This is a genomic window from Streptococcus parasanguinis (assembly GCF_001073155.1).
Taxonomy (GTDB): Bacteria; Bacillota; Bacilli; order Lactobacillales; family Streptococcaceae; genus Streptococcus; species Streptococcus parasanguinis_D.
Genome location: NZ_JVEE01000043.1, coordinates 1 through 24,316 on the forward strand (window position 1 = coordinate 1; position 24,316 = coordinate 24,316).

Annotated in this window: 19 protein-coding genes; 18 read left to right on the forward strand and 1 reads right to left on the reverse strand. The window is 43.6% G+C overall.

Annotation, left to right across the window (positions count from 1 at the left end):
- The 16 genes from ADH92_RS07480 to ADH92_RS07560 form a co-directional block, all read left to right on the forward strand.
- Positions 1 to 629: DUF3169 family protein (locus ADH92_RS07480; protein WP_049497986.1), on the forward strand; the 629-nt coding region annotated here is incomplete at its 5' end.
- Positions 630 to 640: 11 nt separating this feature from the next.
- The gene (locus ADH92_RS07485) at positions 641 to 1,534 is read left to right on the forward strand and encodes an ABC transporter ATP-binding protein (RefSeq protein ID WP_021153540.1); all 894 of its coding nucleotides are present in this window, start codon (positions 641 to 643) and stop codon (positions 1,532 to 1,534) included.
- Entirely contained in the window at positions 1,531 to 2,745 is a 1,215-nt protein-coding gene (locus tag ADH92_RS07490) for an ABC transporter permease (protein WP_049497987.1), read from the forward strand. The genes ADH92_RS07485 and ADH92_RS07490 overlap by 4 nt, the downstream gene beginning before the upstream one ends.
- 150 nt (positions 2,746 to 2,895) lie before the next feature.
- Positions 2,896 to 3,174, forward strand: a complete 279-nt coding sequence (locus ADH92_RS07495) for a hypothetical protein (RefSeq protein WP_049497988.1) — start codon at positions 2,896 to 2,898, stop codon at positions 3,172 to 3,174.
- 2 nt (positions 3,175 to 3,176) lie between these two features.
- Entirely contained in the window at positions 3,177 to 3,524 is a 348-nt protein-coding gene (locus ADH92_RS07500) for a hypothetical protein (protein ID WP_049497989.1), read from the forward strand.
- A complete protein-coding gene (locus ADH92_RS07505) occupies positions 3,515 to 5,146 on the forward strand; it encodes a virulence protein (RefSeq protein ID WP_049497990.1) in 1,632 nt (543 codons plus the stop codon). The genes ADH92_RS07500 and ADH92_RS07505 overlap by 10 nt, the downstream gene beginning before the upstream one ends.
- Before the next feature lie 9 nt (positions 5,147 to 5,155).
- Positions 5,156 to 5,782 carry a hypothetical protein gene (locus ADH92_RS07510; RefSeq protein ID WP_049497991.1) on the forward strand — a complete coding sequence of 209 codons (627 nt, stop codon included), beginning with the start codon at positions 5,156 to 5,158 and terminating at the stop codon, positions 5,780 to 5,782.
- Positions 5,779 to 6,411, forward strand: coding sequence for a hypothetical protein (locus tag ADH92_RS07515; RefSeq protein ID WP_049497992.1), 633 nt, complete (start codon positions 5,779 to 5,781; stop codon positions 6,409 to 6,411). The genes ADH92_RS07510 and ADH92_RS07515 overlap by 4 nt, the downstream gene beginning before the upstream one ends.
- Positions 6,408 to 7,019: a hypothetical protein gene (locus tag ADH92_RS07520; RefSeq protein ID WP_049497993.1), complete on the forward strand. Its 612-nt coding sequence runs from the start codon at positions 6,408 to 6,410 to the stop codon at positions 7,017 to 7,019. The genes ADH92_RS07515 and ADH92_RS07520 overlap by 4 nt, the downstream gene beginning before the upstream one ends.
- 111 nt (positions 7,020 to 7,130) lie before the next feature.
- A complete protein-coding gene (locus tag ADH92_RS07525; RefSeq protein ID WP_049497994.1) occupies positions 7,131 to 8,054 on the forward strand; it encodes an aldo/keto reductase in 924 nt (307 codons plus the stop codon).
- 149 nt (positions 8,055 to 8,203) lie between these two features.
- On the forward strand, positions 8,204 to 8,779 hold the full coding sequence (locus tag ADH92_RS07530) for a TetR/AcrR family transcriptional regulator (RefSeq protein WP_049497995.1): 576 nt from the start codon (positions 8,204 to 8,206) through the stop codon (positions 8,777 to 8,779).
- Positions 8,776 to 9,456: an ABC transporter ATP-binding protein gene (locus ADH92_RS07535; RefSeq protein ID WP_049497996.1), complete on the forward strand. Its 681-nt coding sequence runs from the start codon at positions 8,776 to 8,778 to the stop codon at positions 9,454 to 9,456. Before ADH92_RS07530 ends, ADH92_RS07535 begins: the two co-directional genes overlap by 4 nt.
- A 3-nt stretch (positions 9,457 to 9,459) precedes the next feature.
- The gene (locus tag ADH92_RS07540; RefSeq protein WP_049497997.1) at positions 9,460 to 10,605 is read left to right on the forward strand and encodes an FtsX-like permease family protein; all 1,146 of its coding nucleotides are present in this window, start codon (positions 9,460 to 9,462) and stop codon (positions 10,603 to 10,605) included.
- Between the two features lie 102 nt (positions 10,606 to 10,707).
- Complete coding sequence (locus tag ADH92_RS07545; RefSeq protein WP_049497998.1) at positions 10,708 to 12,471, forward strand: glycerophosphoryl diester phosphodiesterase membrane domain-containing protein; 1,764 nt, start codon at positions 10,708 to 10,710, stop codon at positions 12,469 to 12,471.
- 395 nt (positions 12,472 to 12,866) lie between these two features.
- Positions 12,867 to 14,612, forward strand: a complete 1,746-nt coding sequence (locus ADH92_RS07555) for an ABC transporter ATP-binding protein (protein ID WP_049472343.1) — start codon at positions 12,867 to 12,869, stop codon at positions 14,610 to 14,612.
- The gene (locus tag ADH92_RS07560) at positions 14,602 to 16,470 is read left to right on the forward strand and encodes an ABC transporter ATP-binding protein (protein WP_049497999.1); all 1,869 of its coding nucleotides are present in this window, start codon (positions 14,602 to 14,604) and stop codon (positions 16,468 to 16,470) included. Before ADH92_RS07555 ends, ADH92_RS07560 begins: the two co-directional genes overlap by 11 nt.
- Before the next feature lie 272 nt (positions 16,471 to 16,742).
- On the opposite strand, the gene ADH92_RS07565 is transcribed toward ADH92_RS07560, so the two are convergent.
- On the reverse strand, positions 16,743 to 17,225 hold the full coding sequence (locus ADH92_RS07565; protein WP_049498000.1) for a glutathione peroxidase: 483 nt from the start codon (positions 17,223 to 17,225) through the stop codon (positions 16,743 to 16,745).
- 159 nt (positions 17,226 to 17,384) lie between these two features.
- On the opposite strand from ADH92_RS07565, the gene rexB reads away from it, so the two are divergent.
- Both rexB and addA read left to right on the forward strand, forming a co-directional pair.
- Positions 17,385 to 20,651, forward strand: a complete 3,267-nt coding sequence (gene rexB / locus ADH92_RS07570; RefSeq protein ID WP_049498001.1) for an ATP-dependent nuclease subunit B — start codon at positions 17,385 to 17,387, stop codon at positions 20,649 to 20,651.
- Complete coding sequence (gene addA / locus ADH92_RS07575) at positions 20,648 to 24,313, forward strand: helicase-exonuclease AddAB subunit AddA (RefSeq protein WP_049498002.1); 3,666 nt, start codon at positions 20,648 to 20,650, stop codon at positions 24,311 to 24,313. The genes rexB and addA overlap by 4 nt, the downstream gene beginning before the upstream one ends.
- Positions 24,314 to 24,316: the final 3 nt, after the last annotated feature.

The window sequence follows — 24,316 nt, forward strand, 5'->3', positions numbered from 1 at the left end:
TGGGCTCAGCAGTTTTATTCTTAGTCGCATTTATACTCACGATAACCTTACTGATGTGCGCGAGAAAAGTCCATCAAAAAATGCTCCAAATAGAAGACGATGATGAAGCCTATCACTATGACATCCAGAAGAAAAAACTATATGGCTTAGCGACCATTTTTAAAGGCATCATGATCTTGCCCTACTTTTTATTCGTCATTTTTTATAGTCAATTGGTTTACTTAGATAGACCTGGCGCTGGGGACATGGCTTTTATCTTTGGAGACTTTACCATGCTCTATCTCTTTCTTGTCTTGATTGCCCTATTTTTCCTATCGGATATCTTCTTTCGCAAGACCTTCCATCTGATTTATGGAAAACCGATTCCCCGCAATGCCAATGCCAAGGAAGTGCGTGAATTTATGATGAGTATGATGGATGAAGCAGAAAAGCAGATTAGCTACGAGGAAAACTATGAAATTATCATTAAGTTAAGCAATTATATCTTACCGATTTCCTTAATTGCGATATTCTTAGTTGGCATTGCTTTCCATACAGATATCTTGTTAGCATTAGTAGTGGTATCACTGATTTATGTCTATATCTTGGTCTCACAATACAAGATTACCAAACGTTATTATAAAGAGTAGAGGAGTCATCTATGTTAGAAATTAGAAATTTAGAAAAAAGCTTTGGGAATAAGCAGGTTCTCTTCGGAGTAGATCTGACAGCTCAACAAGGGCATATCCTTGGCTTAGTTGGGAAAAATGGTGCCGGGAAAACAACTATTTTCCACAGTATCTTGCGCTTTTTGGACTACAGTGGCGAGATTCGCCTAGGTGGCAAAGCGATCACCCAAGAAACCTACAAGGAAATTGGCTATTTGCCAGAAGAACGTAGTCTTATGCCAAAACTCACGATTTTTGAGCAGGTCCGCTATTTGGCTGCCTTAAAAGGAATGAGCACTGCTGAGGTCAAGGAAAAATTACCGACCTGGATGGAAAAACTCCAAGTAAAAGGAAAATTGACCGATAAAATAAAGAGTCTCTCAAAAGGGAACCAACAGAAGGTTCAATTGATCATCACCTTGATCCATGAGCCTAAATTGATCATTTTAGATGAACCCTTTAGCGGCTTGGATCCGGTCAATACAGAAGTGCTCAAGCAGGTCATTTTTGAAGAAAAAGAGCGTGGGGCAACCATTATCTTTTCTGACCACGTCATGACCAATGTCGAAGAGTTGTGTGATGATATCCTAATGATCCGTGATGGTTCGGTTGTCCTTTCAGGGCCTGTCCAAGAGGTCCGGAATAGCTATGGCAAGACTCGCCTCTTTGTCTCAAACGACTTTAGCAAAGAAGAGTTAGAAGCTCTGCCACACGTGACCAAGGTCAGCATGACCAAGCAAGGGACTTGGAAGCTGATCTTGGATGATGCGTCAGCTGGACCAGAATTATTTGATCGCTTGACCAAGGGCCACTACCTTGCGACCTTTGACCACCAAGCCCCAACTATTGACGAGATCTTTAAACTTGAATCAGGAGTAGAAGTATGAAACAGATGTTTGTCGTAATGAAAGAAACCTATATCAGACAAGTGAAATCATGGAGTTTCCTCTTCATGGTCTTCGGTCCCTTCCTCTTTTTAGGATTGAGCATTGGAATCGGTTATCTGACAGGTTCTTCTACAGATGCCAAAAACCAGGTGGCCTTGGTGACAGAAGTTCCAGCTGTCAAAGAAAGTCTCAAAGGAACTGATGGCTTGACCTTGGACTACAAGGATGAAGCTGCAGCTAAAAAAGCCATCAAGGATGAGAAAGCAGCTGCTTACCTAACGGTCGATGAAAAAGATGGCCAGCTAGAAGCCACTTATGTGGGCGACCAAGCCATGAAAACAGATTTGAAATCGCTTGTCGCTGCGAAATTAAGCCAAGTCCAACAAGGAATCAATCTAGCGCATGCTAATCTAAGCAAAGAGCAACTGACAGCCTTGTCTCAACAGGTTTCTCTCAAAGAAAAAATTGATGAGAAAAAAGAAGGCTTGAAAATGGTGCAAACCATGGTTGCAGGTGCTCTAGGAATGTTGCTTTATATGATTTTGATGTTCTACTCTGGTATCACAGCCCAAGAAGTGGCCAGTGAAAAAGGAACCAAGATCATGGAAGTGGTCTTCTCTAGTATCAAAGCAACCGACTATTTCTTCGCACGCATGCTCGGACTCTTCGGAGTGATTTTTACCCATATTTTTGTCTATGTAGTTGGGCTAGTAGCTGTTTGGATCTTTAGAGCAGATATCCCTGTTGTCAAGGATTTTCTCGCTCCAAACTCTCCAATTACCCAACATCTAGCAGAAGCGATCTCGCTCAATACCGTCTTCTTCATTATCCTTGGGGTCTTTATGTATGTGGTGCTCTCTGCCTTCTTAGGCTCCACAGTAGCACGACCTGAAGATTCAGGAAAAGCGATTTCGCCACTAATGATGTTAGTCCTCTTTAGCTTCTTTGGGGTAACCACCTTGGGAAGTGCCGGTGATGTCTTCTTATTGAAGATCGGTTCCTACATTCCATTCATTTCAACCTTCTTCATGCCTTTCCGTACCATTAATGGCTATGCGACTGGTCTTGAATCTTGGGCTTCATTGGGAATTGCGGTTCTCTTTACCATCGTGGGAACAGTTCTCATCGCCCGTATCTATGCGAGCCTGATCCTTCAGACCGATGACCTCGGACCATGGAAGACCATTAAACGTGCTCTTAGCTATCGCTAATCAGATAAGCTCTCAGTTACAGCTGAGGGCTTTTAACATGCCTTGAAATTTATCGTGGGCTATTTAAAACGATATTCCTTCAGGCTAACATGTATTTTTTATTAAATTATGATATGATGGAGGGGAATAATAAGATTTGAGGGTGAATGTATGGATAAACTCCAAATAAAATCCAGCCCAATTGATGCGCAAGCAGCTATTGGTGAGTTAACTGGTGTTGATGTATCACAAAATGAGAATAAACAAATAGAGTTTGCTTATTCTGCTGGTATAGCAGGTATGGAGAAAGGAAAAGAGGTAAATAATCACTTACTTCAAGCTGTGGGTAAATTTAGTGAAGCTGTTCTGATTCAAGCTAATAAATTTCCTCAAATTGCTGCTGTGCTTGAAAAACGTGATGTAGAACAGGCTCAAAGATGGGAAAGCTAACCATGATGGAGGATGTTAATAAAAATAAGCGAGATAAACTATTCCAGGAAATTGTGAAAACAGAGCGACAAGAAGATCTTTTTTTTAATTTAAGTCGTGAGTATCAACAAAGTTTAGATGAATTTTTAGAAGATCTTTCGTTGATCACACGAGAAGCAGAAGAAAAAATGTCTATTTCATCTCAAAATATTTTATTTTTTCAAGAAAAGAATGAAATGGATTTAATTGCAAGAAATTATGTAGTTAGACAGATGGATGGTGTTAGTGAAGAGTTTAGGAATGTTTTAAAAAACTTAGACATTCAGAGAGAAAAATTGATAAGAGAAAGGAATAGTTTGCCGTGGGAGTGAGATACAGTTCATCAGAATCTGCTGCTCTGATTGAAGCTATGAGTAGTAATATTCAAATTGCTACTCAGATTACAGAAAAACTTACTAGTGGAAGTGATCATTTAATTGCAGAAATCGAAGCAGGAAGACTTCAAGGTGCTGCATATGAGGCAGGGAAAAATTTATTTGGAAATATTATTATCCCATGTATCAAAAAATTACAAGAAGCGATCGACGATATTCAGATTGAATTAAATTCATACAAAAATGCGGATGCAGTTGTATCAAAATATGGAGAATTAGATTTAGATGATTTGAAGACACAAAAACAGAGTTGGGAAAAACAGCTTTCAAAGTATCAAGATCTAATCAGAAAGAATGAGGATTTTTTTAATCGTGTAGGAGCATTTCTTACCGCAAATCTGGATCAAAATTTATCAGAAAATAGAGTACTTCATGAATTGGCTGATAAAACACGGATGCAAATCAAAGATCTTGAAGAAAAAATTGAAAAATTAGTGTGGTTTGTTGAGCAAGTCAATCAGTATTTTTCAGACAGTCTTGAAATTCTTAATTTAGCGATTGAAGGAGCTGGACAACTAAGTCAAATTATAGTCGATAGCAACGGAAATTACTATTCGGATAGTGTAGACATGACTTGGTTTGACAAAATGAAACAAACAAAAGTTGTTTCCTATGCTAAAAGAGACTATCAGGATGCCTTAACAAGAACTTTAAATCAAGCGTCGAGAGATATGTTATTATCAGATGATGGTGATACCTATTATCGGGAAGAGTTAAAAAAACGCTTAAAAGGACATGATCGGTCACAGTGGAAAAAAATTATTGATGATTATAACCATACTCTAAAAATTGACAATGAAGGGAATTTAATTGAAATTATTGATAATAGCGCTTATAAAGATCGTCATTATCAAAAAAATGATAATTTTTCTGTGCTAAAAAATGGGAAGTATGATAGTGCTTCTACGAAAATGATCAATGAAAAATATCAAGAACTTCTTCAAGAAAATTTTGAAGCTAATTCTGCTGAATTTTGGGGTGGAGTTAGTCAGATGTTATCAGGTTTACTACTTGACTTTACTAGTGTAGCTGCAGAAACTGGAGGTTTAGCCTTGGCTCCTGAGACAGGTGGGGCAAGCTTTATTGCTGGAACAACTGCAGCAGAGCTTGCTTTAGATGCAGGAAACGCACTCATATTTAGTGGTGTAGTATCTACAGGATCCGCTATTAGTAAAACAGGTAGCGCAAACTCTGAAATTCAAGTCAATTATTCTAGCAACTACGACAGCTGGAAGTCAAATAAACCGACGAGTAAGACCATTTCTGGTAAAGGCGGTCCACAAATTGAAGCCCGAGTAGGAAATCGAAAAGAGAACATTCGTGTAGATTGGGAGCCACATAGTGGTCCTAATGGTGATGGATTATTTCAGGTTCAATCTGGAAGTGGGAAGTCGGGCTATTCTCTTAACGAAGCTATAGATGTTAATAGTATTTCAAGCAAAACAGATATATTGGATTGGGTGAATAAAACTAAAAAGATAAAGAATCTAGATAAAAGTGTGAAGAGTGAAATTGTAGAAAGAATCTGGAAAGGATACCGAAACTATTACGGAAATTAGGTGAAGTGTATGAGACTATATATCAAAGGAGACTATACTAGAAAAGTGCCTTTTGGATACAGAGAACTTGCATGGAAAATGTGGTTTAAAGAAAGAAATGGTCAAGAAATAAGTTTCTCAAATGTCGGAGATGATGAGATGCTACAAAATGACTTCTATCTGTCTTTACGGTTAGATAAGTGGGGAGCAAGTGGCTCTCGTTGGAAAGATGTTAAGGCAAAAGGTGGTAGTGCAATCAATTCTCAAAAATATGAAAATATTGATTTGGATTATGAAGGAAGTTATGAAAGCGACGGTAGAGAAAAGGGTGCTTATCTAAGAATCGCTTCAAATTATCTAGATGTATTAACAGTTGATAAACGAGCTATGTATATTATGGCACTTGAAATTGCGACTGCGATTGATGGGAAAATTAGTGAAGATGATAAGAAAACATGGCTAAGAATCGAGGAGTTCAAGGAAAAGCACCAAGATATCTTATCTCTGACCTTTGATGAAGCAAATGAAATGAGTCTGGAGGAAATTCAGACGATTGATGCTATTGATGATCCCATCTGGGAAGAATTAGATCGAAAACGTGAGGAATACATCAAAATCCATGGCGAACGTGTATATGACGATGAGGAAGAGGAGTGAGAATTTACATCAAAGGTGACTACACAAAAGAAATTCCGTTCGATTACTTAGAACTAGCGAAGAGAATGTGGTATGAAAGTTATCAAGGTGAAGGGATCCCTCTCTCCTATTCTGGATTTCTTCAAATCAGAGATGGGAATGATATAGCCATTCATCTAAAACTAGATAAACAGGATTATGACGAACGTTGGTTTTATGTCCCGATACAAGAAGGGATAAAATATCGTTTTTATTCACAAATAGATGAATATTTGAATTTAGATTATGAAGATGCTTATGTAACAGATTTTCGCGAAAATGGAGAATGTTTACGTTTGGCCTCTACCCATCTTGAATTGCTCACTCTTGATAAAAGAGCGTTCTATATCATGGCTATTGAGATTGCTACAGTCTTTAATGGACAAATTAGCGAAGATGACAAGAAAACATGGATAACAATCGAGGAATTCAAGGAAAAACATAAAGATATCTTATCTCTGACCTTTGAGGAAGCAAACGAAATGAGTCTGGAGGAAATTCAGACGATTGATGTTGCTGACGATCCTATCTGGGAAGAATTGGATAGAAAACGTGAGGAATACATTAAAATCCATGGTGAACGTGTTTATGATGATGAGGATGACGAGTGAGACTATATCTTAAAGGCAACTATGAAACTAGCATTTATCAAGCCTGTATGGAATATCCTTGGAAAATGTGGTTCAAGGAACGTAAGGGAGTGAAGGTTGGTTTTTCTTATGCACGTGATGATGACTTCTATTTTAGTGTTAGTTTGGATAAATTTTCTTCAAATGATGAGCGTTGGGGAATGGCTGATTTTAGAGTAGGCAATGATCCCTGGGCAACTTTTAAGTATGAAGATATAAATTTAAATTTTGAAGATTCCTATGAAAGTGATGGACGAGAAAAAGGAGACTATCTACGAATCATCACGACTCATAAGGACATTCTAACGGTTGATAAGCGAGCTCTTTATATCATGGTCATTGAGGTAGCATCTGCTATTTGTGGTCACATCAGCGAAGATGATAAGGAAACATGGCTGAGCATTGAAGAATTTAAAACGAAACATGCAGATCTGTTGCATTTGACCTACGATGAAGCGGTTGACATTAGCTTGGAAGAGATAGAAGTAATGAAAGCCATTGATGAGCCACTCTGGGAAGAATTGGATCGAAAGCGTGAGGAGTATATCCGAATCCATGGTGAAGTGGAATTGGATGACGAGGAAGAATAAGAAATTCTACTTTAACCTGTAAGCTCTCAGTTATTGCTGAGGGCTTTTTGCTTGCAAATTGACTTTTGCAAACCTTTTCACTACAATAGAACTACAGAAAAGGAGGCGGACATGAACTATATTGAGTTTGCTGAAAATGAGCGTCTGTCCACGATTGTCCTTGGGATGATGCGGATCAGTCAGATGAGTGAAGATGAGGTGGAGGCCTTGGTAGAGGCAGCTTTGTCGATTGGGATCAACACTTTTGACTTAGCGGATATCTATGGCGATGGCCAGTGTGAGGTCCTGCTGGGTAAGGTTCTCAAGCGTCGTCCGGATCTTCGGGACCAGATGTGGATTCAGTCCAAGTGTGGGATTCGCAAAGACGGCTTTACCTATTTCGATTTTTCTAAGGACTATATTTTGGACTCCGTCGACGGTATTCTTGAGCGTCTGCAGATTGAGCGCTTAGATAGTCTTCTCCTTCACCGACCGGATGCCCTCATGGAGCCGGAAGAAGTGGCGGCAGCTTTTGATCACTTGGAGCAAGCGGGCAAGGTCCGTAATTTTGGGGTGTCCAATCAAAATCCTATGATGATGGAATTGCTTAAGACGGCTGTCAAACAACCTCTCAAGGTCAACCAGTTGCAGTTGAGTGCAGCCTTTACACCGAGCTTTGAAGCTGGTTTTCATGTCAATATGGAAGGGCCAAAAGCAGCCGTGCGAGATGGCAGTGTCTTTGAGTATTGTCGCTTAACCGATACGGTGATTCAAGCTTGGTCTGTCCTCCAGCATGGCTATTTCAAGGGGAATTTTGTCGGCAAGGAAGAGTTTGCAGCCCTCAATCACGTCCTTACTGACTTGGCGAAAAAATACCAGGTCACACCGACAGCTATCGCCCTTGCCTGGGTCCTCCGCTATCCTGGTAAGATGCAGGCGGTCATCGGAACGACCAAACCCCAGCATGTCCTTGAAGCAGGAAAAGCAGCAACAGTCACCCTAACTCGCAAGGAATGGTACCAAATCTACTTGGCGGCGGGAAATGATTTGCCTTAGAATCTTGTTAGTAAACCAGATTCCACTCTTATCGGTGGGCTGGTTTTTTGTTTTGTAGTATTCAGATTTATCTTGACAAATCTTTCTATTTTATGGTAACCTTATAGGTAACAAGTGTTGCGCAACAAATGTTGCGTGAAAGGAGTCTTATGCCACCCAAGGTTAAATTTAGTAAAGAGGCTATCATTGGGACAGCTTTACAATTGGTGAGAGAAGAGGGAATGGCTAGTTTGACGGCTAGAGCATTAGCGGAGCAACTGGGAGCCACACCAAGAGTGATTTTTGGACAATTTGCTAATATGTCTGAGTTACAGGCAGAGGTTATTGGTGCTGCGGAGATGGTCGTGGTGGAGTATATTCGCAAGGCCTTAGAAGATGAAAAGCCTTTTCGATCTGTCGGGGTTGCTTATATCCTTTTCGCCTCAAAAGAGCCCCAACTCTTTCAATTGCTTTTCCAAAATCCTAGCAAAGATCCGATTCGTCGCTTTCAAGATTTTCTTCCCATGAAGGATCATAGTTACCAATTGGTTCTGGATTCGATTGTCGCAGACTATCCTTTGACTCTAGAGGAGGCTAGTCGCTTGTACCAGCATTTATTTATCTACTCACACGGGATGGCCTCTATGGTTGCTTCTGGTATTTATCAGTTCAGCATGGAAGAAGTGATTGGATTACTTACAGAGGTTTGTCAATCTCTCATCAAAGAAATGGTAGGAAAGAAATGATTCAACTAGAAAATGTGCACAAAAGTTACGGCCAAACTAAGGTTTTAAAAGGGATTGATTTGCAGATTCAAGACAAGGATGATGTGGTGATCCTCGGTCCTTCTGGATCGGGGAAATCAACTCTCTTAAATGTGTTATCAGGATTAGAAAAGGTAGACGAGGGGCATATCCTCATTCAAGGACAAGATTTATCACAACTCACGGATGCTCAATTGACGGCCTTTAGACGGGAGAAGATTGCCTTTATTTTCCAGCAGTATTATCTATTGCCGAATCTAACGGTTAGACAAAATGTAAAGATGGGAGCTGACCTGGCAGACAATCATGATTTTTTGCAGATCATCGAGGATTTGGGACTTGGCGATAAGCTGGACAAGTATCCGAGTGAATTGTCGGGTGGGGAACAGCAGAGAGTCTCCATTGCCCGAGCCTTGGCCAAAAGGCCAGAGATTCTTTTCTTAGATGAGCCGACGGGAGCTCTCGATGAAGAAACAGGGCGCAAGATTCTCGACTATATCTGGAAATTAAAGGAGAAGCTTGGCTTTACCCTCATCATGGTGACGCACAACCAAAATATTGCGGATATGGCTAAAACCATCATTCGTGTCAATAGTGGCAAGATTACCGAAGTTGTGACCAATGATCAACCTCAGACTGCTTATGAGATTGGATGGTAAGCTATGTTTTCAGTAAAAGATATTCGAAAATTAGTTGTCGTTAGTATCATTGGAGCCTGTGCGGTCTTTGTGGCCAATCTCTTCTTGAATTTTTATCTGGATATCGAGCAGTTGGAGATTTCGAAAACTAATCCCATGATTCAGACCTACTATGATGCCCAGGTTTCGCTTTCCTGGATGGTGGCCATGGTCAGTGGAGTCGTCTTGTCTTTGACGTCGGTCCTTCTCATGTGTTTTTATATCAAACAATTTGTCGATGACCACAAGGAACAATTAGGAATTTTAAAGGCTTTGGGCTACAGCAATGGCCAGTTGGCGAAACGATTTTGGGCCTTTGGACTCAGTTTTGGGGCTGGAGCGTTTCTTGGTTATTTTGCTTCCTTTCTCATGATGGGACATTTTTATGACTTCCGTAATGAGAAGGGGATCCTGCCAGAAATCACCATTCATTTTCACTGGCAGCTCTTGCTTGCCTTGGTGATCCTGCCAACGAGCTTCTTTATGCTTCTCGCGATTGGCTATGCTAGAAGACAACTCCAAACGCCAGCACTTCGCTTATTGAAAAAATCTCTAAGTCCAATCAAGGTCCAAAGGAGAAAGAGGGCCCCTAAGAAAGAGAAATCCTTCCTAAAAGAGCTGTCTTCGTCGCTGATTTGGGGGAGAAAATCGATCTTGTTTTTTGTGATCTTTGGCTCCATGTGTTTTGCGGCCATGGTTCAATTGTCTTTTGGCCTTAGGGACTACACAGATGACATCATCCAAACCATGATGATCATGATTGGCTTGATTCTTTCTTTCTCGATCCTCTTTTTGTCATTGGGAATTGTGGTCTCAGAAAGTCGCGAAACCTTGGCTCTTATGAAGGCATTTGGCTACACTGATCGTGAATGCCAAAGTCATATTCTCGCTCCTTATCGTTTCTGGGCTTATCTAGGATTTGCCCTTGGGACAGCTTATCAATATGGCATCATGGAAATCTTGATTGGTGTGATCAAAGACACGGTACCTGAAAAGATTGAGCATCACTTTGATGGGAATGTGTGCTTCTGGACCTTGCTCGGTTTTGCTGTGGTTTACGAAAGCCTCTTTTATCTATCCAACAGAAAACTCCAAAAACAAACCATCAAAGAAGTGCTCTTAGCAGAATGATCAGAAAAGGTTGGGTTTCCCAGCCTTTTTCTTGTGCAAGTCATTGACAAGGGAGGGCTTTTCCGCTATTCTAAGGGAATAAAAGAAAGGAAAGGGATTGAGATGAAACGGACTTACTGGCAGGACCTGAAGGGGGCCTTTTACTTGATCTGGCGCAACAAATGGTCCTTTATCGCAATTGGGATTTTGCTACAATTTGTCGTTGGTATTGGGGCTGCGACCTTGAGTTGGCTCTTTCAACTGGCAGTCTTGCTTGCGGGTCAGGCCAATATCGATAAGAACAACTTGGTCTCTGTGATGAGCCATCCCTTGAGCTTGCTGGCTCTTTTGGTCTTTATCATGGTCTTTGCTTTCTTGTTTATGCTGGAAATGCGGACCCTGATTTCGGTTATTTACCTGTCGCGAACCGATCGGCACTTGTCCTTTAAAAAGGTGTTAGGCCAATCATTTGGTCGCTTGAAGGATCTAGCGGGGAGAAACCTGCTTTACTTTCTGCTCTATCTCCTTTTGACCTTGCCTGTCGCAGGGGTTTTGATTGGATCGACCCTGACAGATGGGCTTTTTATTCCAACCTTTATCACAGGGGAGTTTGAAAAGACTACGATGGGCTCCATCGGGCTCTTAGTGGTGCAGCTGACCCTTATCTATCTCAATCTTCGCCTCATCTATACGGTTCCTAACCTAGTGGTAGAGGAGCTGCCATTTGGTCGTGCCTTGAAAAAAAGCTGGAGCATGACCAAAAGAGGAAGCTTTCGTCTCTTATGGAGAATTCTGTCCTTTGAGTTTCTCTTAACCTTTCTAGGGATTTTGCTGGTCTTGGGTCTGGTCTTTACCTTGACGGTGATCGATAAAGAGGGGCAGTATTTCTGGGTGGAGACCATCTTTTTGGTCTTGATTCGGACCTTCCTGTTTATTTTTACAGTCTTGACAAAGGTGGGATCGCTCGGCATCATCTTGGATTCTGCATGGGAAGTACCGAGCCGATCGGTCATGCACTCCAAAGGCAGTCGAAAGATGAAGGGGCTCTTTGCTCTGACAGTGGTCTTTCTCGTGCTGCAATCGGGGATTTCAGCTTTTGAACTGGCAACACTAAAAGTCAATGATCAGATCAAGCTCATCGCCCATCGTGGCGATGTCTCTAAAGGGGTAGAAAATTCCCTGGAAGCCCTAGAAGCAGCAGCCAAGGGAAAGGCGGCTTATGCAGAGATGGATATTCTTCTCACCAAGGACCATCAATTTGTCGTCATGCATGACTACAATCTCAAGCGCCTTGCTGGGGTGGACAAGGATGTGAAAGATATGACCCTAGCTGAGGTGCAAGGCCTCAAGATTCAGCAGGATGGTCACACGAGTCATATCCCTTCTTTTGAAGAATATGTTAAACGGGCCAAAGAATTGAACATGAAGTTGTTAGTCGAGCTTAAGCCCCATGGTGGAGAGCCTGCTAATTATGTGGATCTCTTTGTCCAGAAAATGAGGGAGCTGGGGGTTGAAAAAGACTATCCGGCCATGTCTTTGGATCTGTCGGTCATGGAAAAGGTCGAGAAAAAAGCTCCTGAGATCAAGACTGGCTATGTTATTCCCATTCAATTCGGTCGCTTTGAGAATGATTCGGTCGACTTCTTTGCGATTGAAGACTTTTCTTATCAGGAGGAATTGGTGACCCAGGCCCATGAGATGAAAAAAGAGCTCTATGTTTGGACCATCAATGACAAGCAGAAGTTGACGAAGTATTTGCAACAACCCATTGATGGCTTGATTACGGATGAATTGATAGAGGCACAAAGACTGAAAAAGGATTTGAAACAAAACAAGTCTTACTTTGATCGTTTCTTGAATCTTGTTGCTACGTCTAAGGAAGAATAAGATAGGATAGGCATAGAGAGAGTGGGACAGAAATCGGTCATTCGTTAGAATTCGATTTCGTCGTCCCACCTCCGCACAGTTGAGTAGGGCTGTAAAAGCTGATGAAATCAGCGTAGTAGGGCCCACTCAACTACTGCGTCTTGCTCGACAATCCAAAGACAATTGAGAGGCTAGGACTTTTGTCCCAGACTCTTTTGTACTGGATCAACAGAAAAACGGATGCTGTCTAAAAATCTTGCATTTTTTTGCAATTTAGGTTACAATGAAGATTATGAAAAACGCGTAATCCCTAGGGTCTTTCCCTCAGGGAATTTTGTGTGTTTTGACCTATTTTTCGGTGGGAAAAAGCTTTGCTTCTACCGCAGAAAAAAGTATGAAAAACTTTGGAGGTAATGATGATTCGATCCTTAATTTCCGAGATCAAGGAATTCAAGAAGCCCTCAATATTGGCTTCCTTGTTCATGGTCTTTGAAGTCATGTTTGAAATTTCGATTCCCTTTGTCATGGCGAGTTTATTGGACCAGGGTGTTCAACAAAGAAACATGAACAATATTTTGTTTTATGGTGGGCTCATGCTGGTCTGTGCCTTCCTCTCCCTCTTTTGTGGAATGCAGTCTGCCCGTTATGGCGCCTATGCTTCCGCTGGTTTTGCCAAAAACCTTCGTCGGGCCATTTTCAAAAAAGTCCAAACCTTCTCATTTGAAAATATTGATCAGTTCTCATCAGGTGGGTTAGTCACTCGGATGATGACGGATGTGACCAATGTGCAAAATGCCTATCAAATGGTGATCCGGATTTGTGTGCGGGCACCGCTCAATTTGATCTTTGCCATTGTAGCTTGTTTCATGATCAATCCGGAAATGGCCATGATCTTTGTTTATGTAACCATCTTTTTGGCGGCTGTCTTAAGTATCATCATGAAGATTGTGTATCCGCTCTTTACAGAAGTATTTGAAGCTTATGACAATCTCAACAACAGCATTCAAGAAAACATCACTAATATGCGGGTGGTGAAGTCCTACGTTAAGGAAGCAGATGAAACGGTTAAATTCAAGAAGGCTTCACGTTTGATTTATAATATGTTTATGAAGGCTATTCGTGTCGTTGTCTTGAGTAGCCCAGCTATGATGCTTTCCATGTATGCTTCCTTCCTTTTGATCTCCTGGATTGGGGCACATCTGATCGTTGGTGGCCAACTCTCTACTGGGAATTTGACCTCTATGTTTAGCTACACCATGACCATTCTGATGTCCCTCATGATGTTTATGATGATTTTTGTCATGTTGTCAATTTCCATGGCCTCAGTCGAGCGGATCAATGAAGTCTTGACGACCAAAGCGACCATTGTCTCTCCGGAAAATGGGATTAAAGAAGTCGCAGATGGATCGATCAACTTTGAGGATGTGACTTTTGCCTATACCGATGAAAATGGGGACAAGACCCATGTCTTGCAAGGCATTAATCTTTCCATTCGTTCAGGGGAAGTCATTGGCATCTTGGGAGGAACAGGATCAGGGAAATCGAGCTTGGTGCAGTTGATTCCTCGTCTCTATGATGTTGAGTCTGGTCGAGTGACAGTAGCAGGTCACGATGTCAAAGAATACGACCTTGATTCCCTTCGTAAGCAAGTGGCGATGGTTCTTCAAACCAATGTCCTTTTCTCTGGTACGATTAAAGAGAATATGCGCTGGGGGAATAAAGATGCGACGGATGAAGAGATTATCGAAGCCTGTAAGATTGCCCAAGCCGATGAATTTATTCAAGATTTCAAAGAGGGCTATGACACAATGATTGAGCGTGGGGGATCCAATGTGTCCGGTGGCCAACGTCAACGTCTCTGTATCGCGCGTGCTCTCCTCATGAATCCAAAGATCTTGATCTTGGATGATTCAACTTCTGCGGTCGATACCAAGACCGACAGTTTAATCCGTCAAGGATTGGCAAGGAGCTTGAAAGAGACTACTAAAATCATCATTGGTCAACGGATTTCCTCTATTCAAGATGCGGATCGCATCATCGTGATGAATGATGGTCAGATTGATGCCATCGGTCGTCACGAGGAATTGCTTGCGACCAATGCCATCTACCAAGAAGTATATGAAATGCAAACACAAGGGAAAGGAGAAGCAGATGAAAACTAAGAAAAAAGCAAATCTAGGCTCAATCCTTCGCCTGCTCGACTTCCTTTGGAAAAACTACAAGTTGTCCTTGATCATCTCCTCTATCTTGATCGTTCTATCGTCTCTTGCGACGGTCAATGTGACAGCTTCGATTCAGTCCTTGGTCGACGTCTATGTGGAGCCCATGCTGACAAGCAACAGCCATGATTTCGGACCGCTCTTGTCCTTCTTGACACGAGTTGGTTTGATCTGTTTGATCGGGGTCCTTGCCAACTATGGCTTTACCTTGATTATGGCGACTGTTTCACAAGACTCACTTAGAAGTCTTCGAAATCAGTTGTTTGCTCGCATGCAAAAACTGCCCGTTCGTTACTTTGATACCCACCAACACGGGGACATCATGTCTATCTATACCAATGATATTGATGCTCTTCGCCAAGCGATTGAACAATCCATTCCTCAACTTTTATCCTCAGCGATTACCATCCTTGGGGTAACGATTACCATGCTGACGGTTAGTCCACTCTTGTTCTTGATTGTTCTCTTCATGGTTATCGTCATGGTCTTTATCATCAAGGATGTTTCTGGCAAGTCAGGTCGTTACTTCGGGGCACAACAAAAGAACTTGGGGATTGAGAACGGCTTTATTGAAGAAATGATGTCTGGTCAAAAAGTGGTCAAGGCCTTTGTGCATGAAAGAGAAAGCATTGAGGATTTTGACCGCATCAATGACCAACTCTTTGAGTCTTCCTACCAGGCTAACCGCTATGCCAATGTCCTCATGCCGATTCTTGGGAACTTGGGAAATGTTTCCTTTGTTTTAACAGCCTTGATCGGTGGACTCTTTGCGCTAAACGGTGTCGGTGGTTTAACCATTGGTGGTCTCATGGCCTTTCTGCAATTGAACCGTTCCTTCACAGGTCCGATTGCCCAGGTCTCTCAACAATTGAACTTTGTCCTCATGGCCTTGGCTGGTGGAGATCGTGTCTTTGATCTTTTGGACGAAGAAGAAGAAGTCGACCAAGGAAAAGTGACGTTGGTCAATTATGAACTGGTCGATGGAGAAATGGTCGAAACCGATCAGAAAACCAACAAATGGGCTTGGAAACACCCACGTCCGAATGGAGATTACCAGCTTGTGAAGATGGTCGGAAATGTGGTCTTTGATGATGTTGATTTCTCTTATGATGGGAAGAAACAAATCCTTCATGGCATCAACTTGTACGCGGATAAGGGACAAAAAGTGGCCTTTGTCGGAGCGACTGGTGCAGGAAAGACAACTATCACCAACTTGATCAACCGGTTCTATGATATCCAATCCGGAATGATCACTTATGATGGAATCGATATTAAATTGATTGAGAAAGATTCTCTTCGTCGTTCCCTCGGAATCGTTCTTCAAGATACCCACTTATTTACTGGTACGATAGCGGAAAACATCGCTTATGGCCGTGCTGATGCAACACGGGAAGAAATCCTTGAAGCAGCTCGGATTGCCAATGTGGATTCCTTTGTCAAGCACTTGGATCAGGGCTATGAGACAGTCTTGACGGATGATGGGGCTGGCCTATCAAATGGTCAACGACAATTAATCGCCATTGCCCGTGCAGCCCTTGCCAATGCGCCTGTCTTGATTCTGGATGAAGCGACGTCTTCGATTGACTCGCGGACAGAGAAAATGGTGCAAGAAGGGATGGATCGCCTGATGGAAGGTCGGACAGTCTTTGTCATCGCCCACCGTCTATCGACAATTGTCAATTCCGATGTCATCATGGTGATGGACCACGGACGTATTATCGAACGAGGCAACCATGCTTCCTTGATGGCAGAACGTGGAACCTATTACCGCCTCTACACCGGTGGACTTGAAATTGATTAATAAAAAAAGCTTGAGCGTTGGCTCAGGCTTTTTTGGCTTATGGATAATGACTTCTTAGAAACTTTCCTTAGGTGAGTACGGACGTCAGGTGAAATTATCCAGTGGATGATTTCAGCAATCCAGGAAGTTCCATGACTAATTATTGAGCCTAAGGTCTCAATAATTCCGAGTGCCTGAAACGTTATTGTTTCAGGCACTTTTCTCACAGCGGAAAGTCTCGAAAATAAATAGTCATTCATCAAAAAGCCTGACTTCACTTTCAGGCTTTTTGCTTATTTCTCAAGTAATTCTTGGATCAAGTCTTCCATAGCAGCTGGTTCTGTTTTGGAGGAGAAGCGTTGGGCGACGTGGCCTTGTCGGTCGATGACAAATTTTGCGAAGTTCCATTCGATGCGTTTGCCTAGTGGCCCGGCAGCTTGGCTTTTAAGCCAGTCATAAAGAGGAAGGGCTTCTTTACCATTGACCTTGGCTTTGGCGAATCGTGGGAAGGTGGTCTGGTAGTTGAGGCTGCAGAAGCTATTGATTTCTTCTGCAGTTCCTGGTGCCTGCCCCATGAATTGGTTACAGGGAATGTCTAGGATTTCAAGCCCTTTTTCCTGGTAGCGCAGGTAGAGATCTTGCAGTCCTTGGTATTGCGGGGTCAAGCCACAGCCTGTTGCTGTATTGACCACGATGAGGACCTTGCCTTGGTAGTGGGAAAGGGGAATCTCCTCTCCTTGTTGGTTTTCTAAAGAAAAATCATAAATGCTGGTCATAGGTGGTATCCTTTCTGTCTCTTCAACTTTTATTGTAGCATAAATCTCCTAATATTGGGCCAAGAGGAGCATGACTTCTTGCTTTAGTCCCTCCTGTGAAAATGATATAATAAGAAGATAACAAGCTCTCAAGAAAATGCCAAAAGGAGAACGGATCGGATGAAATTACTCTATACGGATGTTCGGACCCCCTTGATCCAGGTCCTGACACAAGAAGCCGTAGGGTTAGTAGAACAGGGCAAGCGTGTGTTTTACATTGCGCCCAACTCTCTTTCTTTTGAAAAAGAAGCCAAGGTCTTGTCCTATTTAGAAGGTCAGGCTTCTTTTGCCATTACCGTCACGCGCTTTGCGCAAATGGCCCGTTATTTCATCCTGAATCAGGTCTTTGAGGAGCAACCCTTGGATGACATCGGTCTAGGTATGCTATTTTTTAAAGCTCTGTCTCAGATGAAGGAGCAGGATCTCAAAGTTTACGGGGCCCTGCGCAAGGATCCTCAGTTTATCCAGCAATTAGTCCAGCTCTATCATGAATTGCAGACGGCCCAGATGGATTTTACCGATTTAGAGTTGCTCGAGGAAGCTGAAAAAAGAGAGGACCTCTTGGCGATTTTTGAAGCTGTCTCTGAGATGCTGGTCAAGCATCAGTATGAATCCCAGTCCAAGATTGCCTTTTTCCTCAATCAGGTTGAAGAAGGGCAGCTGGAAGAGCAATTACAGGATGTGGCGATCGTCGTCGATGGCTTCACGCGTTTTTCTGCAGAAGAAGAGGCCTTGATCAGTCTCCTTCATCGAAAAGGAGTGGAGATTGTCATCGGGGTCTATGCCAGTGAAAAAGCCTATCGGGCAAGCTTTAGAGAGGGCAATTTTTACCAAGCCAGTGTTGACTTTCTCCTTCAGCTGGCAAAGAATTTTGAGGTACAGCCCCAGTATTGTGGGCAAGCGATCGAAGACTCCTTTAGTCGCATTACCCGCATGCTAGAAGCGCGCTACGATTTTTCACAAGTGGAAAATGAGCTCAAGGAACACGATCGAACAGCGGTCCAACTCTGGCAAACCAACACGCAAAAAGAAGAGTTGGAATTTGTCGCTAAATCCATCCGTCAGCGTCTTCATGATGGGGCCCGCTATCGGGATATTCGAGTCTTGTTAGGCGATGTAGAAGCTTATCAACTGCAGCTCAAGACCATTTTTGACCAGTATCAGATCCCCTTTTACTTGGGACGAAGTGAATCTATGGTCCACCATCCCTTGATTCAGGTCATTGAATCATTAGGTCGGATCAAGCAGTTCAATTACCAGACAGAAGACGTCATCAATCTGTTAAAAACGGGTCTGTATAGTGATCTGACGCAAGAAGAAGTCGATGCTTTTGAGCAATACCTTCGCTTTGCGGAAGTAAAGGGTGCTACAAAATTTCACAAGCCTTTTACTAGCAATCGTCAGGGCAAGTTTAATTTGGAAGAGCTTAATACTCTCCGGGAACGCGTCGTAGAACCTCTAGCTCCCTTCTTTTCACAGCGCAAACAAAAGGTGACCCATCTCTTAACCGCCTTTACAGAGTTTCTGCAAGAGGCTCAACTTTCTCAGAATCTACAAGCTTTGATCAAGGATCTCGTTTTGGAGGAGCAGGAGCGCTATGACCAGGTCTGGAAGGCCTTTCTCCATGTCTTAGAGGAGTTGAACCTGGTCTTTGAGGACCAAGAGCTGACAGTGGATGACTTTTTGGCCCTCCTCTTATCGGGGATGCAATTGTCTCAATACCGGACAGTTCCTGCTACGGTCGATGTGGTGACGGTTCAGTCCTATGACTTGATTGAACCCTTGACAGCGCCTTATGTCTACGCGATCGGGCTGACCCAGGAGCGTTTTCCAAAGATTGCTCAGAACACCTCTCTACTCAGTGAAGAAGAGCGCCAGCAGCTGAATGAGGCTACCCAAGAAGGAACAGAGCTCCAGGTGGTGACTAGTGAAAATCTCAAGAAAAATCGCTTTGTGGCGGTTTCGCTCCTCAATGCGGCGACCAACCAACTGGTCCTATCGGCCCCTAGCTTGGTCAATGAAATGGAAGATAGTGTCTCGCCTTACCTTGTCGAATTGACCAAGAAACCTATTGCCATCGAATGGACGACCAAACAAGCCCAAGCTTCGAGTGATGATATTGGTACCTACCGAGCACTTTTAGCGCGCGTGATCGAACTCCATCAAGAAGAAATTACGAGTGAGTTGTCTCCTGAAGAAGCCAGCTTTTGGGGTGTGGCGGTACGGGTCTTGCGCAAGAAATTAGCCGCTGAAGGCATTCAGATTCCTCAGATTTCAACGGAATTAAAGAGCCGTCAGCTTCAGTCGGATACGCTTCAAGCGCTCTATCCAGAGGGCAAAGCCTTGACATTATCTGCATCTGCCTTGAATGAATACTACAAGCACCAGTATGCTTTTTATCTGCGCTATGTCTTGGGCTTACAAGAGGATGAAACCATCCGGCCAGACGCTCGCAGTCATGGGAATTTCTTGCACCGGATCTTTGAAAAAGTCTTAAAAGATAGCTCCGATCAAGCGTTTGATCAGCGTTTAAACGAGGCAATTCGAGAAACCAGCCAAGAAGCAGAGTTCCAGCAATTGTATGGAGAAAATGGAGAGACCGAGTTTATTCGCAACTTGCTTCTTGATACTGCGAAAACAACAGGGCGGGTCCTCGCCCAGCAAAATGGCATCGAGACTATCGGTGAGGAGACCCTCTTTGGCGGAAGCGCCCATACCTCTTATCCATTGTCTGATGGCCGTCTCCTGCAGCTACGAGGCAAGGTGGATCGCATTGATCAATTGAGGGATCAGGGGGCCCTCGGAGTCGTGGACTACAAGTCCAGTCTGACGCAGTTCCACTATGACAAGTTCTTTAATGGACTGAATTCTCAATTGCCGACCTATCTTTCTGCGATTCAGGATTTGAAGGAATACCAAGAGGAGCAGGGGATTTTCGGGGCCATGTATTTGGAAATGGGAGATCCTGTAGTGGATCTGAAAAAGACCAAGACAGTAGAGGATGCCATCAACCAAACCATGAAAAGTCAACAGTACAAGGGACTCTTTATGGCAGATCAGGCGCCTTATCTGGGCGAGGCCTATGATAAAAACAAGGCCATGATGCTGAGTAAGGAAGAACTGGACTTGCTCCTCTTGTACAACGCTTATCTCTATAAAACAGCAGCAGAAGGGATTCTCAAGGGGCAATTTGCCATCAATCCCTATAGTGAAAATGGGCGCAATATCGCACCATTCGTGGAGCAGTTTAAATCCATCACGGGATTTGAAGCCGATCGTCACCTAGGTCAGGCACGGTTCTTGACCAAACTAGACCAAAAAGGCATACGCGGTGAAAAAGTGAAAGCCGCTTGGATCGAGAAGATGAAGGAGGTCTTGAACAAATGATCAAACAAGCATTTTTGACAAGAGAAGAAATCAAGGCCCTTCAGGCCCAAGAGGCAGCTTCTACCAAAGAGCAAAAGCGAACACCAGAACAGATCGATGCCATCTATAGTTCGGGGACCAATATCTTGGTGTCAGCCTCTGCTGGATCAGGAAAGACCTTTGTCATGGTGCAAAGGATTTTGGATCAGATGCAGCGTGGCATTTCGATTAAGGAGCTCTTTATCTCGACCTTTACGGTCAAGGCAGCTGGAGAGCTCAAGGAGCGTTTGGAAAGTGAACTTGGAAAAGCCCTGCAAGCAAGTGATGACTCAGAGCTCAAGCAACACCTGGCCCGTCAAATCGCAGATGTCGCTACTAGCGATATCGGAACCATGGACTCCTTTACCCAAAAGGTCCTAACGCGCTATGGCTATTTGCTTGGGTTGGCGCCTCAGTTTCGCATTTTGCAAAACGCTAGTGAGCAACGCCTCTTACAAAATGAAGTCTTTCAAGCTGTTTTTGACCGCTATTACCAGGGGGAAAACCAAGAAGCCTTTGTGCAGATGGTCAAGAATTTCACGGGGCAGCGCAAAAATTTGACCTTGTTTAAAGAACAGGTCTATCAGATCTATGACTTTCTTCAGTCAACCAGTGATCCGGAGAAATGGCTGGAGGATCATTTCCTAAAAGGTTATGAGGAGACCGATTTTGAGCAGGTTGAAGGCGATCTGATGGAGAGCATCCAGCAAGCCCTTTATGAGGCAGAAAGCTTTTTTGCCTTTCATTTGTCCAATGAAGGCCAAGCATTTGGTAAGGCTAAATATTTGGAAGCTGTAGAAGAGGTGCTCGATCAGATTGGAAGCCTGACAGGTCGCACCAATAAAGAGCAAGTGACCTCTGTCCTAAAGGCGGTCGTGGCGATTAGTCGGGCTTCAAATGGGGGAGCCTTGACCAACAGAGCCCGAAAAGAAGAGTTGAAAGAGTTAGTCACGGCTTATAACCAGGATAAAACCATACATATCAACCGCCTCAGAGACTTGGAAAATCAGCTCTATCAGCTGGAATTTCAACAAGCCTACCACCAAGAAGAAGGCCCCATGCTCTCCTTGCTTCGGGACTTTATCAGAGACTTTGCTCGCGCTTATCTGGAGCGAAAAATCCAAGAAAAAGCTTATGAATTTGGGGATATCAGTCATTTTGCCATTCAAATTTTAGAGCAATTCCCAGAGGTGAGACAAGCCTTTCAAGAGCGTTATCATGAGGTCATGGTCGATGAGTACCAGGATACCAACCACACCCAAGAGCGGATGTTGGATTTGCTGTCAAATGGCCACAATCGCTTCATGGTGGGGGATATCAAGCAATCGATTTATCGCTTCCGTCAGGCAGATCCACAGATTTTTAATGATAAATTTAAAGCCTACCAAGAAGAAGGGGCGAAAGGGCGGTTGATCCCCCTCAAGGAAAATTTCCGGAGTCATGTGGAAGTATTGGACGCGACCAATGATGTCTTTCGCCATTTGATGGACGAAGAAGTAGGCGAGATTGACTACAATCAAACCCACTATCTGGTTGCAGGTAGCGATAAGCAGCGGATGGCCTTGCCTCAACATCGGGCAGAATTTTTGCTCTATGATGGCTCCCAAGATCAGGAAGAAAAGACCGAAGACGAGGAAGCTCCTCTTGGAGTCGAGACGATTTCCAAGGGAGAAATTCTCCTAGTCATCAAAGAAATTTTACGTCTCCATCGGGTAGAAAAAGTGCCCTTTAAAGAGATCACGCTCTTAACGGCGACTCGAACGCGAAATGATGCGATTCTGGAAGCCTTTGACCAGTACCATATTCCGATTGTGGCAGATAGCGGACAGGCGCATTATCTTGAGTCACTGGAAGTGATGGTCATGTTGGATACCTTGCGGACCATTAACAATCCCTTGCATGATTATCCCTTAGTAGCCCTTATGAAATCCCCCATGTTTGACTTTGATGAGGATGAATTGGCACGGATTTCCTTGCAGACCCTTCCAGAACAAAAGCAAATGGCCTTCTACCACAAGGTCCAGTTAGCCCTTGAAAAGACTGCAGAGCATGCAAATCTGATTGATGCCAAGCTCTCAGCTAAAATCGAGAACTTCCTCAAAGTTTTATCTACTTGGAGAGCTGCTGCCAAGACCCGTTCGCTCTATGATTTGCTGTGGAAAATCTATGAGGATCGCTATTACTATGACTATGTCGGCGCCCTTCCAAATGGCGCCCAGCGCCAGGCCAACCTCTATGCCTTGACGCTTCGGGCCAATGATTATGAAAAAGCCAGCTTTAAGGGCTTGTCGCGCTTCATTGCCATGATTGACAAGGTGATCGAAAATGAACACGATTTGGCCAGCGTCCCTCTTGCGGCGCCAAAAGATGCCGTCCAGCTCATGACCGTCCATAAGAGTAAGGGGCTGGAATTCAAGTATGTCTTTATCCTCAATATGGACAAGGTCTTTAACCGTAAGGATCAATCGGGGCCAATCATTCTCAGTCGTCAAAAAGGGATTGGCTTTAAATATGTTGCAAACCTGCCAGTTGAGACAGAAAATCCAGCTGCTCCAGAAACCATTCGCCTGCAGATCGAAACGCCTTGCTACCAACGGAACGTAGAAGAAACAAAATTGGCCACGATTTCGGAGCAGATGCGTCTTCTTTATGTCGCCATGACACGGGCTGAGCTCAAGCTCTATCTGGTCGGAAAAGGCCGCGAGGACAAACTGCGAGATACTGATTGGGGGACCAGTCGCAATGGCAAATTGGATCCGGAAAAACGAAAAGAATGGACCTCATATCAGGACTGGCTCTTTGCTATTCAAGATGTGTTTACCAAGAATACCCTGGCCTATGACACGCGTTTTGTGACAGACGAAGACCTGACACCAGATCAGCTGGAACCGCTAGAGAAGGAGAAGGATTCCCGCCTGGATCAGCTCAAGGATGTCCGTCAGTCCGAGGATATTCGTCGGGCCTTGGATATCTTGGAAAATGTTGATCGGCTCAATCAGCTCTATGCTCCGGCCATTCATTTACCAAGTGTACGTACTCCTAGTCAGATCAAGAAATTCTACGAGCCAGTCATGGATGCCAATGGCGTCCAGATCATGGATGCAAAGACTGTGACGCCTGACTTTGAGCTTCCAACTTTTGGTCAAGAAAAAGCTGTGACAGGAGCCCAAGTCGGCAGTGCTGTCCATGAACTCATGCAGCGCGTGCCTCTTGAGGAAGAAATCACGCTGGATAAGCTGCGTCAAGCCTTGGAGCAAGTTCAAGCAGAGCCAGCGGTCAAAGCCCGCATCAAGCTAGAGGCCATCCTTGCTTTCTATGAGACACCTTTGGGGACCTTGCTTCAAAAAGAAGCCTCTCGAGTCCGCCGCGAAGCTCCTTTTGCCATGCTGAAGAAAGATCCAGCAAGTGGAGAGGACTTTGTCGTGCGGGGGATCTTGGATGGTTACGTGGTGCTAGAAGACCGGATCTTGCTCTTTGATTATAAGACGGATCACTACAAGGTTTCTAGCCAATTGGTTGAACGCTACCGGGATCAGCTCGATCTCTATGCAGAAGCTCTTCGTCGTTCCTATGGCCAAGAGCAAGTTGAAAAATACCTGGTACTTTTAGGTGGTCCCCATCTAGAAGTGGTGAAAGTGGAGTAAATC

Bases quoted from the DNA above. Each gene is read 5' to 3' on its own strand.
- ADH92_RS07545 (WP_049497998.1), top strand. From the start codon at position 10,708: ATGAAACGGACTTACTGGCAGGACCTGAAGGGGGCCTTTTACTTGATC.
- ADH92_RS07565 (WP_049498000.1), bottom strand. From the start codon at position 17,225: ATGACCAGCATTTATGATTTTTCTTTAGAAAACCAACAAGGAGAGGAG.
- ADH92_RS07555 (WP_049472343.1), top strand. From the start codon at position 12,867: ATGATTCGATCCTTAATTTCCGAGATCAAGGAATTCAAGAAGCCCTCA.
- ADH92_RS07495 (WP_049497988.1), top strand. From the start codon at position 2,896: ATGGATAAACTCCAAATAAAATCCAGCCCAATTGATGCGCAAGCAGCT.
- ADH92_RS07530 (WP_049497995.1), top strand. From the start codon at position 8,204: ATGCCACCCAAGGTTAAATTTAGTAAAGAGGCTATCATTGGGACAGCT.
- rexB (WP_049498001.1), top strand. From the start codon at position 17,385: ATGAAATTACTCTATACGGATGTTCGGACCCCCTTGATCCAGGTCCTG.
- ADH92_RS07485 (WP_021153540.1), top strand. From the start codon at position 641: ATGTTAGAAATTAGAAATTTAGAAAAAAGCTTTGGGAATAAGCAGGTT.
- ADH92_RS07490 (WP_049497987.1), top strand. From the start codon at position 1,531: ATGAAACAGATGTTTGTCGTAATGAAAGAAACCTATATCAGACAAGTG.
- ADH92_RS07560 (WP_049497999.1), top strand. From the start codon at position 14,602: ATGAAAACTAAGAAAAAAGCAAATCTAGGCTCAATCCTTCGCCTGCTC.
- ADH92_RS07525 (WP_049497994.1), top strand. From the start codon at position 7,131: ATGAACTATATTGAGTTTGCTGAAAATGAGCGTCTGTCCACGATTGTC.
- ADH92_RS07510 (WP_049497991.1), top strand. From the start codon at position 5,156: ATGAGACTATATATCAAAGGAGACTATACTAGAAAAGTGCCTTTTGGA.
- ADH92_RS07535 (WP_049497996.1), top strand. From the start codon at position 8,776: ATGATTCAACTAGAAAATGTGCACAAAAGTTACGGCCAAACTAAGGTT.
- ADH92_RS07500 (WP_049497989.1), top strand. From the start codon at position 3,177: ATGATGGAGGATGTTAATAAAAATAAGCGAGATAAACTATTCCAGGAA.
- addA (WP_049498002.1), top strand. From the start codon at position 20,648: ATGATCAAACAAGCATTTTTGACAAGAGAAGAAATCAAGGCCCTTCAG.
- ADH92_RS07540 (WP_049497997.1), top strand. From the start codon at position 9,460: ATGTTTTCAGTAAAAGATATTCGAAAATTAGTTGTCGTTAGTATCATT.